Origin of the sequence: Methylobacterium sp. J-030 (genome assembly GCF_022829545.1) — a bacterium.
Classification (GTDB): Bacteria; Pseudomonadota; Alphaproteobacteria; order Rhizobiales; family Beijerinckiaceae; genus Methylobacterium.
Map to the genome: position 1 here is coordinate 1 of NZ_JAKSYM010000294.1, position 13,003 is coordinate 13,003.

Here is a 13,003-nt window from a genome sequence, read left to right on the forward strand (position 1 = left end):
CCGGTAGAGCAGGCTGAGGATCATGGTGTTGATCGCCACCGACTTGCCCGAGCCGGTGGTGCCGGCGACCAAGAGGTGCGGCATGCGCGCGAGGTCGGCGATGATTGGCTCGCCGCCGATATTCTTGCCGAGGCACAGGGCGAGCTTGTGCTTGCTCTCGGCGAAATCCGTGGAGGCCAGAAGCTCGCGCAGATACACCGTCTCGCGCTTGGCGTTCGGCAATTCGATGCCGATCGCGTTGCGGCCGGGCACGACCGCCACGCGGGCCGAGACCGCCGACATGGAGCGGGCGATATCGTCGGCCAGCGCGATCACGCGGCTGGACTTGGTGCCCGGCGCGGGCTCGAGCTCGTACAGGGTGACGACCGGGCCGGGCCGCACCGCCAGGATGTCGCCGCGCACGCCGAAATCGCCGAGCGTCGCCTCCAGCAGGGTGGCGTTCTGCTCCAGGGCGTCCGCCGAGATCTGGCTCGCCTGGGACGGGCCGCGGGGGGCCGCCAGCAGGTCGAGGGCCGGCAGGGCGTAATCCTCGGGCCGGAGCGGCGGTGCGGGCGCGCGGCGGGCCGGCACCGGCGCGGCGGCCGGCGGGGCGACCCGGGACGCCGTCGGCTCGGGCTGCGGCGGCTGCGGGCGCTGCGGCGCGCGCGGGGGGAGGGGTTGCTGCGGAGCCGCGAAGCCGTCGGCCTCGTCGTGCGGCAGTTCCGGGTGGTCGGGTTCGCCCTCGGCGGACGGCGTATCGAAGACCGGCTCGCGCCGGCCCGAACCGGGCTGCGCGCCCGCGGGCAGGTGGTCGGCCCAGGGCAGGTCCGCGTCCGTGAAGGCGCGCCGGGCCGCGAGCGCCGGCGAGGCGCCGTCGAAGGGCTCGGCCCGGCCCGCGCGCCATCCGGCGATCCGGTCGGACGCCGCGAGGCGGAGCCGCATCAGGCCCTGCGCCAGGGCGCCGACCCCGACCAGGCCGAGGCCCGGCTCGTCGACATCCTCGCGCTCGTCGCGCGTCCGGACCGGCGGGCGCCGGGCGGGATAGGGCTCGTCGTGGAACGATTCCTCCTCGACCGTGCCGAAGCGGCAGGCCCCGGTGAGGCTGAGGATCGCCACCGCGGCGTAGGCGAAGCCGACGAGGTGGGCGACGGCCGACGAGACCGCCCCGACGATCACCCGGGCCATCGACAGCAGCCCGTCGCCCGCCACGCCGCCGAGGCCGGTGGGCAGCGGCCAGCGGGTCGTGGGCGGCAGGGCGCTCGCCACCGCGCTCGCCGCGCAGAAACCGATGATCCAGAGGGCGATGCGCATCCCCCCGTCGGGCAGGTCGCGCTCGCGCATCAGCCGCACGCCCCAGAGGGCCGGGGGCAGCACGAAGGCGAGCGACCCGAGTCCGAGGATCTGCATGCAGAGATCCGCCACCACGGCGCCAGGCTGGCCAAGCACGTTGTGGGCGGCATGGTCGGTGGCGTGGTTGAGGCTCGGATCGTCGATCGACCACGTGGCCAAAGCCACGGTCAGCGCCACCGCGCCGGTGAACAGCACGAGCCCGCCGAGTTCCGTCAGGCGCTTGCCCAGGAACGGGCGGACGCTGTCGACGAAGGTGTCGTAGGGCGATGCGGGACGGCGAAGCGAGCGCATGCGGGACCGGACGCGGAACGGGAACTTACCCTTGAGGCTAGGCACGGCCCCCTTAACGAGCCGCTAAGGTTGAGGAAGCCTGACCGGCCCCGGGCCGGGCGTCCCCAGGCGGGTGCCGTCCCGCGCCGGAGGGTGCAAACATCGCCCCGCTGTGGCACAGGAGCGCCCATGAACATCGACGGCCAGCCCTACCGCACGATCTTCCCGGACCCGGACGGGGTCAGCGTCCAGGTGATCGACCAGACGCGCCTGCCCTTCGCGTTCGAGCTGAAGCGCCTCGCCAGGCTGGACGACGCCGCGGTGGCGATCCGCACCATGGTGGTGCGCGGCGCGCCGCTGATCGGCGTCACCGCGGCCTACGGGCTGGCGCTCGCCATGCGGGACGACGCATCCGCGGAGGGGATCGACCGGGCCGTGGCGGCGCTGGCGGCCACGCGGCCCACTGCGATCAACCTGCGCTGGGCGCTGGACCGAGTCTCGGCCAACCTGCGGCAGGTCGCCCCCGACGCGCGCTTCGCCCGCGCCTTCGCGGAGGCCGGCCGCATCGCCGAGGAGGACGTGGCGAGCTGCCGCGCGATCGGCGCCCATGGCGGCCAGATCATCGCGGACCTGCACACGGCCAAGGGCGGCGACAGGCCGGTCACGGTGCTGACCCACTGCAACGCCGGCTGGCTCGCCACGGTCGACTGGGGCACGGCGCTGGCGCCGGTCTACGCCGCCCACGAGCGGGGCGTGCCGGTGCACGTGCTGGTCGACGAGACCCGGCCGCGCAGCCAGGGCGCGGCGCTGACCGCGTTCGAGCTCCACGGCCACGGGGTGCCCCACACGGTGATCGCCGACAATGCCGGCGGCCACCTGATGCAGCACGGGCAGGTCGATCTCTGCATCGTCGGCTCGGACCGGACCACGGCGTGTGGCGACGTCTGCAACAAGATCGGCACCTACCTGAAGGCGCTGGCCGCCCACGATACCGGCGTGCCGTTCTACGCGGCGCTGCCGTTCTCGACGATCGACTGGACGCTGCAGGACGGCGTGAAGGAGATTCCGATCGAGGAGCGCGACGGACGCGAGGTCACCCACATGACCGGTCGGCTGGCGGATGGCGGATTCGCCACGATCGAGGTGGTCTCGCCGGGCAGCCCGGTGGCCAACCCGGCCTTCGACGTGACCCCGGCCCGGCTGGTGACCGGGATCATCACCGAGCGCGGCGTCTGCGCGGCGAGCGCCGAGGGGCTGTACGGGCTCTATCCGGAGCGCCGGACCGCGGCGTGAGAAGCCGGTCCGGACCTCCGAGCTGAACCCTCGTCCTGAAGGGGGTGGATCGGATGGGGCCGCGCGATCCGTCCGCCTCACCGCGCCCCGGGCCGGCCCGACTCCGCGAGCTGCTGCGCCCGGACGCCCTGGCGCTCGAACATCCAGCCCGGATACTCGGCCGGCAGGGCGCTGACCGCGTCGAGGGCGTCGAGTTCGTCGCCGGTGAGGCTGAGCGCGGTCGCCGCGATGTTGTCCTCTAGCTGATCGAGGCGCTTGGCGCCGACGATGACGCTTGTCACCGCCGTGCGGTGCAGGAGCCACGCGAGGGCCACCTGGGCCACCGAGACGCCGCGTGCCTCCGCCACCGTCCGCATGGCGTCGATGCAGGATTCGGCCCGGGGGCGGTCGACCGGCGGGAAGTCGAAGCTCGCCCGCCGTCCCTCACCGCCGCCGCCGGAATACTTGCCGCTGAGCAGGCCGCCGGCCAGCGGGCTCCAGACCAGCAGGCCGAGTCCCTCCGAGCGCAGCATCGGGACGATCTCCCGCTCCAGGTCGCGGCCGGCGATGGAGTAGTAGGCCTGCAGGGTCTCGAAGCGGGCGAGCCCGGCCCGCGCGCTGATCCCCAGCGCCTTCACGACCTGCCACGCCGCCCAGTTCGAGACGCCGACGTAGCGGACATGGCCGTGCTGGACGAGGATGTCGAGTGCCCGAACCTGCTCCTCGATCGGCGTCGCCGGGTCGAAGCCGTGGATCTGGTAAAGGTCGATATGGTCGAGCTGGAGCCGCTTGAGGCTCGCCTTGCAGGCGTCGATCAGGTGCAGGCGCGAGGCGCCCTTGGCGTTGGCGCCCGGGCCGGTCGGCCCGTAGCCCTTGGTGGCGACCACGACGCTGTCGCGCGGCACCTTGAGGTCGCGCAGCGCCTGTCCGGTGATCGTCTCGGACAGACCCTCGGCGTAGACATCGGCCGTGTCGATGAAGTTGATGCCGGCCTCGAGGGCCCGGCCGACGAGGCGGCCCGCCTCGGCCTGGTCGAGGGCGCCGATCTGGCGCCACATCCCGGCTCCGCCCCCGAAGGTCATGGTGCCGAGGCAGAGCTCCGAGACGAACAGCCCCGTATTGCCGAGCTTCTTCTGGTACATGCGTGCCTGATCCCGTCCGTCTGGTGATTGTCAACGCCCGGGGCGGGGCCCGGTGCGCTCAGGGCTCCCAGCGGTGAAACACGGCGCTATCAAAGGCGAAGACCGGCTCGCCGCGCTGGTTCACCCCGGTGTTGCGGGCGAAGGCCAGGCCCCAGCCGGGCCGGGAGGCGGAGGCGCGCTTGTCGATGAGCTTGGCGCTGAACCGGACCGTGTCGCCCGCGTAGACGGGTTTCAGCCAGCGCAAGGCCTTGAACCCGGGGGAGGGGCCCGCCTCCGGCACGGGTCCGCGGGCGGCCGTGTAGGCGGCGTCGCGGGCGCGGGTGGTGAGCAGCCGGTTCATGTAGGCGGCGGCCGTATGCCAGCCCGAGGCGCACAGCCCGCCGAAATGGCTGCGCCGGGCCGCCTCGGGGTCGAGGTGGAAGGCCTGCGGGTCGTAGGCCCGGGCGAAGGCGATGATCGCCTCGGCGCTGAACGGGTAGGGGCCGAGGTCGCGGGTGGCGCCGATCTCGGCATCCCGCAGGAACGGCAGGATCTCGGCATCCTCCGGCTCCGTCACGGGAGCCGGCTCGCCGGTCTCGACGGGCCGCGGCGGCAGGGGATCGGTGCCGCGCCGGGCCAGCATGAAGGTGAAGCGCTGGGTCAGCACCGTCTCGGCCCGCTGGTTGCCGAGGGCGACCTCCGCGGTGACGAAGCCGAGCCCGGGCTTCGAGGCCGAGTCCCGGATGCCGGTGACCCGGAAGGTGAGCGTCAGGGTATCACCCGGCAGCACCGGCGCGAGCCAGCGCAACTCGTCGATCCCCGGCGCCCCGAGGGACGAGCCGCCCTTGAACGGCCCCTGCTGGAGCAGCCGCATGCCGAGCGCGGCCGTGTGCCAGCCCGAGCCGATCAGCCGGCCCGCGAAGGTCGATTCCGCAGCTGCCTCATCGAGGTGGAAAGGCTGGAAGTCGAACGCCTGCGCGTAGCCCACGATGGCGTCGCGGGTCACCGTCAGCGGCGCGCCGACGATCACGTCGCCGACGGAGAAATCCTCGAGGGCTGGGTCGGGCATGGCGGGCTCGTCCGGGGTGGAAAGATCAGTTGGCGAAGCGGAAATGCAGCACGTCGCCGTCCTGCACCACGTACTCCTTGCCTTCGAGCCGCAGCTTGCCAGCATCCCGGGCCCCGGCCTCGCCGTTGAGCGCCGTGTAGTCCTTGAACGCGATGGTCTCGGCGCGGATGAAGCCCTTCTCGAAATCCGAGTGGATCACCCCGGCCGCCCCCGGGGCGCGGGTGCCCCGGGTGATCGTCCAGGCCCGGGCCTCCTTAGGCCCGACCGTGAAGTAGGTCACGAGGCCCAGCAGATCGTAGCCGGCGCGGATCACCCGGTTGAGGCCGGGCTCGGCGAGCCCCACCGCCTCCAGGAACTCGGCCTGGTCGGCCTCGGCCATCACGGCGATCTCGCTCTCGATCTTGGCCGAGACCACCACGGCCACGGCACCCTCGTCCCTGGCGCGGGCGAAGACCGCCTCCGAATAGGCGTTGCCCTTGTCGGCATCGCCCTCGTCGACGTTGCAGACGTAGAGCACGGGCTTGGCGGTCATCAGCCCGAGGGACTGGAACAGTTTTTCATCCTCGGGCTTGCGGTCGACCAGCCGGGCGGGCTTGCCCTCGCGCAGGAGCGGCAGCGCGCGGTTGACGAGGTCCAGGGTCTCCTTGGCCTCCTTGTCGGCGCCCTTGGCCTTCTTCTCCAGGGCGACCGCGCGGCGCTCCAGGCTGTCGAGGTCGGCCAGCATCAGCTCGGTCTCGATGGTCTCGATGTCGGCGGCCGGGTCGACCTTGCCCTCCACGTGGGTGACGTCGCCGTCCGTGAAGCAGCGGACCACATGGGCGATGGCGTCGACCTCGCGGATATTGGCCAGGAACTGGTTGCCCAGGCCCTCACCCTTGGAGGCGCCGCGCACGAGGCCGGCGATGTCCACGAAGGTCAGCCGCGTCGGGATCTTTTCCTTCGATGCGGCGATGCGGACGAGGTCGTCGAGCCGCGGGTCCGGCACCGCCACCTCGCCGACATTCGGCTCGATGGTGCAGAACGGGTAATTGGCCGCCTGCGCGGCCGCGGTCTGCGTCAGCGCGTTGAAGAGGGTCGACTTGCCGACGTTCGGCAGGCCGACGATGCCGCATTTGAAGCCCATGGATCGGTCCTAGTGTTCGGTCACGACGGCCTCGGGGCCGGCCATGAAAGGGTTGAGGATGGTGGTGCCGCGGACCGTGCGGTCGTGCTGGTAGTCCTCCGATAGAAGATAGCGGCACCCGGCGCGAATCGCGGCCGCGAGGATGACGCAATCCCACCATTGGAAGACGGTCTCGGTCCGGATCGCCCAGGCCAGCGTGATGAGTTCGAGATCGGTCGCGCCCTGCGAGAAGGGTTGCAGCTCCACCGTCATGCGCCGCATCTCGGCACCCTCCACGGCGACCTTGCCGCGCAGGACCGCGTTGTGAAGCTCGCCGAGCACCTGCGGGCTCACCACGAGGGCCTCGCGCGCCGCGAGAATAGCGAGCCAGTGTGTCGCCGTCCGTTGCTTGTCCGGAAACCGGTCGTCGCGGGCATATTAGGAAGACGTTCGTATCGACGAAGACTCGTTCAGTCGTCATCGTACAGCTGGTCTCGGGTCGGAGCTTTCCCGTTCTCGTCCAGAACGTGGAGGGGCGGTCCGGCCAGGAACCGCTCGATCGCTTCGAGCTGCGTCAGGGGCCGGCCGACGCGCTGCTCGACGGCCTCGGCGACGAAGCGCGACAGGCTCTTGCCGTCGCGCGCGGCGGCGACGCGCGCCCGCTGCAACAGGGCCTCATCCATCGTCACGGTGACGTTCTTCATGGCAGCCTCCGTGGCCGATCCATATCGTGTCCCCGTGTTTTCGTGTCAATTTCGCGCGCCGAGCGTCTTCACCTCGTCCCAGCCGCGGTCCGCCATGGCGAGGTGGACCTTGTTCTGGAAGCGCGCATCCTCCCCCGCCGCCAGCAGGGCGGCGTGGTCGGCCACGGCTTGGGCAAGATCCTCGACCCAGGGCTGCTCAGCCTTGCCGAAATCGTTGAGCACGTAAGCATGCACCAGGGCCTTGTCGCCCGGATGGCCGATGCCGAGGCGGACCCGGCGATAGTCGTTGCCGCACTGCGCCGTGATCGAGCGCAGGCCGTTATGGCCGGCATTGCCGCCGCCGAGCTTCACCCGGAGCTTGGCGGGGGCGAGGTCGAGCTCGTCGTGGAGCACGATCACGTCGGCGAGCGGGATCTTGTAAAAGCGCTGCGCCTCCGAGACCGCGCGGCCGGACTCGTTCATGAAGGTCGAGGGCTTCAGCAGGATCGCCCGCTCGGTGCCCAGCACCACCTCGGCGGCCTCGCCCTGGAAGCGGTGGCGGAACGGGCTCGCCCGGTGCTGGCGGGCGATCGCGTCGACGGCCAGGAAGCCGATATTGTGCCGGTTGTTCGCGTAGCGCGCGCCCGGATTGCCGAGGCCGACGATCAGCCGCATGGTGGTGCATTCCCCTGTCAGGCCGCGGTCTGTGGCACGCTTCCGCGCGGGACGCACCCCCGGCTGGATCCGCCCCGGAGGGGACCGAGTTCCGTTCCCCCCGTGCGCCAGCGCACGGCAGCATGCGAACGCGAAGCAGAGTATCCCCATTGAGAGGTCACATTCGGCCAAGCAAAGCCCGAGTGATCGAGACCGCCGAACCGACGATCTTCCTCACGCGACACGGCTGACCGGGTGGCTTCCCGCTGAAGTCTTACAAAGACATTCGGAGATCATCATGACGATCCGTCTGCTCGCTGCCGCCGCCCTCGCCGCCGCGGTCGCCACCCCGGCCCTCGCGCAGGGCCTGGATTCCAAGCACTCGCCCTACCCGGCCTCGGCCTATTCCGGCTGGATCGGTAATGCCCCTGTCGCGCAGGCCCCCGCCGCCTACGGCCGGCCGCTCGCCTACCGCTACGCCGGCCCGCATGCCGGCGGCCCGGCCAACGCCCTGCCGCGGTTCTGAAGGCGATCCCGGGCTCCGTCGCGACAGACGGAGTCCGTTTGACCCAGGGTCCGGGTTTCCAAAGGGCGTCGCCCTTTGGCGGGTCCTCAGGGCGGAGCCCTGAGATCTCGACCCGGGCTCCGCCCTGGACCCGCGAAAGGTCTCGACCTTTCGAAACCAGGAGGGGAGCCGTCCGCGCGATGCGGAATGCCGTGCGCTCCCGTCAAACAGGCGCTCCCCCGCGGATCGCGCCCGGGCGGAGGGTCCCGACCAGCAGATCCACCTGGCTCACCAGCCGGGTGAGCGACTGCCCCCGGTTGCGGTCGGGCCGCTCCGGCAGCGGCCGATCCGCGCCCAAGGCCGCCAGGGTCGCGGTGATCCAGGCCCGCCACGGCTCCGCCTCCGGGTCAACGGCCTCGGGGGCGTGCCGCAGCACGGTGAGCCGGGCGCTGATCCGGCGCAGGGTCGCGTCGGCCACCAGGGCGGATTCCACCTCCGGATGGTGGCCGGCCCGGGGCTGCTGCAGGGCCCGCGACAGGGCCGCCTCCAGGTCGTTGAGGGCAAGGCCGGTCGCACGGGTGCTCGCCTGGATCGTCACCTCCCGGTCCGGGCCGGCGCTCGCGCCCAGCACCGATTCGGCGAAGGCGGCGTGGGCCTTGAGCGCCCGGCGCAGCTCCTGGCGGACCTGATCGGGCTCCCAGATCGGCCAGAGCACGAGGCAGCTCGCCACCGCGATCACGCCGCCCAGCACCGTGAAGCCGCCCCGCATGGCCACGATCTCCCAGGAGCTGTGCCCGGGTTCGAGGAGCTCCACCAGCAGCACCACGAGGGGCGTCAGGCAGGCGATGAAGACGCCGTAGGAGATCTGGCGGGCCGCGAAGCCGACGATGCTCAGTACGAGGATCAGCCCGGCCTCACTGAGCGGGGTCGTGGCGTAGTAGGCGAGCACCGCGCCTATGAGGCCGCCCAGCACCGTCCCGCCGATCCGCTCCAGCGCCCGCTGCCAGGTCGCCGCGTAGAAGGGCTGCATGGTCAGCACCACGGTCATCACCAGCCAGTGCGTGAAGGCGCCCGCATAGGTCAGGGTCGCGGCGAGCGCCGGCGCCGCCACGGCGCTCGCCCGGAGCGCGTGGCGCAGGTTCGGCGACGCGAAGGTGAAGTTCTGCCGCAGCGGCCCGATCGAGCGGGTCCAGCGGTTCATGCGGCCGCCTTCCATGAGCGAACCGCCGGGGCGGTAGCCCTCCGGGGCGGACAGCTTGGCGCCGATCCGCACGCGCCCGACGATCCGGTCGGCGAGGTGCGCCAGGGTCGGATCCTCCGCCAAACCCTCACCGGTCCGGGCGATCGAATGCTCCAGCCGGCCGAGGTCGAGGTCGACATCGTCGCGGATCGCCCGGGCGATGGTGACCAGCAGGGGGCGCAGGCGGCGCAGGACGGTCTTTGCCAGCGCCCGGCGGCGCGCGTCGGGCCGGCTGTCGATCAGCTCGCCGACCGCGATCAGGGCGGAAAAGATCTGCTCCGCGCTCTCCAGGCGCAGCAGCGCCTGGGCGGTGCGGTCCGAGACCCGCTCGCGGGAGCGGGCGAGGTCGAGGATCACGGTCCGCGCGGTCTCGATGCTCGTGCGCACGCCGCGCCGGTGGCCGCGCGCGTGGCCGTCGAAGGCCGCGGTGTCGGGCTCCGGCAGGGCGACCAGCCGTTCGAGGTCGCCGCAGAGCCGCGCGAGGTCGCGCCAGACCTCGGCCACCGCCCGGTGGGCCGGCCGGTAGGGGTGCAGCCGCCAGATCACCAGGGCCAGGAACGTCGCCCAGAGGCCGCCCGCGGCGAACATCACCACGGTGGTGCCCGCCTGCGCCAGGGTGAGCGGCCGGTCGAGGGCGATGCACAGCACCACCACCAGCACGTTGCCGGCGGCCTGCGCCTGCACGCTCCAGACCCGGGCGTACGAGCAGGCGAAGATCAGCGCGCAGGCCACCGGGACGACGACGGCCAGGCCCAGCGGCTGGATCAGGCCGAGCCCGGCCCAGAGCAGGCCGCCCAGGACCGAGAAGGCCGTGAGCACCCGCAGGCGCGCCCGCATCGGCCCGCCCGTGTCGCAGAAGCAGGCGAGGTTGGCGGCGAGCGCCATGGTCAGCAGCGGCGGCCATTGCAGCCAGATGTTGATCAGGATGACGACGCCGAACGCGAAGGCGGCGCGCACGCCCTCGGCGAGCCGCACGTTCCGGAGATCGAGTCCGGTCGGCAGGCGGTGCAGATCGGCGCCGGGGCGGTTGAGGCTGCCCCGGCCGGCGGCGATCCGGCGGCGTTCAGGCTGCGATGCTGTGGGACTCGGGGCGGACAAGCGCGGTCTCCGGACGCGCCAGCCCTTGCCCGCCCGCGGGAGGCAAGGTCAAGCGGGGTGACCCCGACCATGACTGTACGTCGTGGTCTCGAAAGGGCGAGCCCCTTCGTGGGTCCAGGGCGGAGCCCCGGAATCCCGGGTCGGACAGGCCCTCAGGTGTTCATCGAGTCGAAGAAGTCGCCGTTGCTCTTGGTCTGGCGCAGCTTGTCCATGAGGAACTCGATCGCGTCGGTGACGCCCATCGGGTTGAGGATGCGGCGCAGCACGTAGGTCTTCTTGAGGGCGTCCGGCGGGACCAGCAGCTCCTCCTTGCGGGTGCCCGAGCGGGTGATGTCGATCGCCGGGAAGATGCGCTTGTCGGAGACCTTGCGGTCCAGGATGATCTCGGAGTTGCCGGTGCCCTTGAACTCCTCGAAGATCACCTCGTCCATGCGCGAGCCGGTGTCGATCAGCGCGGTGGCGATGATCGAGAGCGAGCCGCCCTCCTCGATGTTGCGGGCGGCGCCGAAGAAGCGCTTGGGCCGCTGCAGGGCGTTGGCGTCGACGCCGCCGGTCAGCACCTTGCCGGAGGACGGCACCACGGTGTTGTAGGCGCGGCCGAGGCGGGTGATCGAGTCGAGCAGGATCACCACGTCGCGCCCGTGCTCCACGAGGCGCTTGGCCTTCTCGATCACCATCTCGGCGACCTGCACGTGGCGGGTGGCCGGCTCGTCGAAGGTCGAGGCGATGACCTCGCCCTTCACCGAGCGCTGCATGTCGGTGACCTCCTCGGGCCGCTCGTCGATCAGCAGCACGATCAGGTAGCACTCGGGGTGGTTGAGGGTGATCGACTGCGCGATGTTCTGCATCAGCACGGTCTTACCCGTGCGCGGCGGCGCCACGATCAGGGCGCGCTGGCCCTTGCCGATCGGCGCCACGATGTCGATGATCCGCGGCGAGAAATCCTTCTTGGTCGGGTTGTCCAGCTCGAGCTTGAACCGCTTGGTCGGGAAGAGCGGCGTCAGGTTGTCGAAATGGACCTTGTGCTTGATTTTTTCAGGGTTCTCGAAGTTGATGGTATTCACTTTGAGAAGAGCAAAATAACGCTCGCCGTCCTTGGGGCCGCGGATCGGGCCCTCGACGGTGTCGCCGGTGCGCAGGCCGAAGCGGCGGATCTGGGTCGGCGAGATGTAGATGTCGTCGGGGCCGGGCAGGTAGTTCGAGTCGGAGGAGCGCAGGAAGCCGAAGCCGTCCTGCAGCACCTCGACGGTGCCCGAGCCGATGATCTCGACCTCCTTGGCAGCGAGCTGCTTCAGGATGGCGAACATCAATTCCTGCTTGCGCATGGTCGAGGCGTTCTCGACCTCGACCTCCTCGGCGAAGGCGGTCAGGTCGGTGGGCGTCTTCGACTTGAGGTCCTGGAGCTTGACCTCGCGGACGCCTTCGAGGGCGGCCGGCATGGTGGGGCGCTCAGCCGGGTGATCGGCGGCCAGATCGGCCGGCTCCGCGGTCTCGATCTCGGCGAAGGCGTCGGGGTGTGGCGTCATGGGTGTCTTGCAACCGACGGAGAAGGTGGGAGGGCCGGTTCTATGCCAAAGCGCCCGGGGGACGGGCACCGAAGGGCGGGCCACGCTGCGGCGAGGGGCCCGAGGATCAGGTTGGCGAAACCGTACTGGCAGGACCCTCACGGCTCACGGGCGCGCTGCGGCGCAGACCTTGTGGTGAGGGCACCGCACAGATAACGCGTTTCGCCCCCGCACTCAAGAGCCTCTTGAGGGCTCTCGCCGCCGGGCCGCGCCGGGGTTAGACAGGCGACGCCGCGGACGGGCCCGGAACCGGGTCCGCACGGGATCGTTCACCGTCCCGGCGCTGCGGCGCACGCGACCTCCACCCGTTCTCGCCCTGAAAGCCCGACCGACCGCCATGCGCGACGACGCCGCCGGACGCACCCTCACCGCGCACGAGCCGCGCCGGATCCCCTGGCTCGACATCGTGTTCGGCTTCGGCCCGATGGTGCCGATCGCGGTCGGCGCCGCCGCGGCGTGGTGGCTCAACGGGCAGCCGCTCGACTACCTCGTGGCCCTGTTCACGCTGCTCTACGCGGCCTCGATCCTGCTGTTCCTGGCCGGCGTCCACCGGGGCGTCAGCTTCCGGACCGAGGGCGGCCCGCGGCTGTCGCAGATCGTCACCATGCTGACCCTCTACGCGCTCGGGCTGTTCAGCCTGTTCGCCGCCGTGATGGGCAAGGCGGTGCCGGCGCTGGCGATGCTGATCCTCGGCTACGCCCTCGTGGGGATCCTCGATCCGATTCAGGCCCGCACCGGCGCGGTGCCCCTGGCGCATGCCCGCCTGCGCCCGCTCCAGATGCCGATCGCCGTGGTGAGCCTCGCGGTCCTGCTCTGGCTGAAGCTGACGGCGCCGTATTGAGTCGCTGACTCGGAAGTCCTTTGCGGATGAATCGCGGCCCTTTCCCGGACAGGTGGAGCGCCAGCGGAACCTGATCCGGGACCCGGCGCAGGATACGCCGCGTGAGCGGCACACCGTGCTGATATCAGGACGCTCCGCGACGTCTTGCGCCGGATCCCGGGTCGCGTTCCGCTTTCGCTGCATGCGCCCGGGAAAAGGCCGGGCGCCAGATGCAAGGGCGGTACCCAGTGTCTCCGCAAACCGAATTCCCCTTT

11 protein-coding genes and 1 pseudogene are annotated in these 13,003 nt (G+C 71.2%); 3 read left to right on the plus strand and 9 right to left on the minus strand.

Going from position 1 to position 13,003, the window contains the following annotated elements; translation table 11 throughout:
* On the minus strand, positions 1-1,620 hold a 1,620-nt coding region (locus tag MKK75_RS21970), incomplete at its 3' end, for a DNA translocase FtsK (RefSeq protein ID WP_244044664.1).
* A 168-nt stretch (positions 1,621-1,788) separates the two neighbouring features.
* On the opposite strand from MKK75_RS21970, the gene mtnA reads away from it, so the two are divergent.
* A complete protein-coding gene (gene mtnA, locus MKK75_RS21975) occupies positions 1,789-2,892 on the plus strand; it encodes an S-methyl-5-thioribose-1-phosphate isomerase (protein ID WP_244044638.1) in 1,104 nt (367 codons plus the stop codon).
* A gap of 77 nt (positions 2,893-2,969) precedes the next feature.
* Here mtnA and MKK75_RS21980 read toward each other — a convergent pair whose 3' ends face one another.
* The 6 genes and pseudogenes from MKK75_RS21980 to pth form a co-directional block, all read right to left on the minus strand.
* The gene (locus MKK75_RS21980; RefSeq protein WP_244044639.1) at positions 2,970-4,013 is read right to left on the minus strand and encodes an aldo/keto reductase; all 1,044 of its coding nucleotides are present in this window, start codon (positions 4,011-4,013) and stop codon (positions 2,970-2,972) included.
* A 58-nt stretch (positions 4,014-4,071) separates the two neighbouring features.
* Positions 4,072-5,061 (minus strand): MaoC family dehydratase, encoded by a 990-nt coding sequence (locus MKK75_RS21985; RefSeq protein ID WP_244044640.1) that lies wholly within the window; start codon positions 5,059-5,061, stop codon positions 4,072-4,074.
* Between the two features lie 25 nt (positions 5,062-5,086).
* A complete protein-coding gene (ychF, locus tag MKK75_RS21990; protein WP_244044641.1) occupies positions 5,087-6,184 on the minus strand; it encodes a redox-regulated ATPase YchF in 1,098 nt (365 codons plus the stop codon).
* Between the two features lie 9 nt (positions 6,185-6,193).
* A pseudogene (locus MKK75_RS21995) lies at positions 6,194-6,547 on the minus strand (PIN domain-containing protein); the annotation flags it as partial.
* Between the two features lie 86 nt (positions 6,548-6,633).
* Positions 6,634-6,867, minus strand: coding sequence for a hypothetical protein (locus MKK75_RS22000; protein WP_244044643.1), 234 nt, complete (start codon positions 6,865-6,867; stop codon positions 6,634-6,636).
* Between the two features lie 45 nt (positions 6,868-6,912).
* Positions 6,913-7,521: an aminoacyl-tRNA hydrolase gene (gene pth / locus MKK75_RS22005; protein WP_244044644.1), complete on the minus strand. Its 609-nt coding sequence runs from the start codon at positions 7,519-7,521 to the stop codon at positions 6,913-6,915.
* 277 nt (positions 7,522-7,798) lie between these two features.
* Here pth and MKK75_RS22010 point away from each other — a divergent pair, with 277 nt between their 5' ends.
* Positions 7,799-8,026 carry a hypothetical protein gene (locus MKK75_RS22010; RefSeq protein ID WP_244044645.1) on the plus strand — a complete coding sequence of 76 codons (228 nt, stop codon included), beginning with the start codon at positions 7,799-7,801 and terminating at the stop codon, positions 8,024-8,026.
* 202 nt (positions 8,027-8,228) lie between these two features.
* On the opposite strand, the gene MKK75_RS22015 is transcribed toward MKK75_RS22010, so the two are convergent.
* Positions 8,229-10,343: an FUSC family protein gene (locus tag MKK75_RS22015; protein WP_244044646.1), complete on the minus strand. Its 2,115-nt coding sequence runs from the start codon at positions 10,341-10,343 to the stop codon at positions 8,229-8,231.
* 152 nt (positions 10,344-10,495) lie between these two features.
* On the minus strand, positions 10,496-11,869 hold the full coding sequence (gene rho, locus MKK75_RS22020; RefSeq protein ID WP_244044647.1) for a transcription termination factor Rho: 1,374 nt from the start codon (positions 11,867-11,869) through the stop codon (positions 10,496-10,498).
* 376 nt (positions 11,870-12,245) lie between these two features.
* Here rho and MKK75_RS22025 point away from each other — a divergent pair, with 376 nt between their 5' ends.
* Positions 12,246-12,749, plus strand: a complete 504-nt coding sequence (locus MKK75_RS22025; RefSeq protein ID WP_244044648.1) for a DUF3429 domain-containing protein — start codon at positions 12,246-12,248, stop codon at positions 12,747-12,749.
* Positions 12,750-13,003 lie beyond the last annotated feature (254 nt).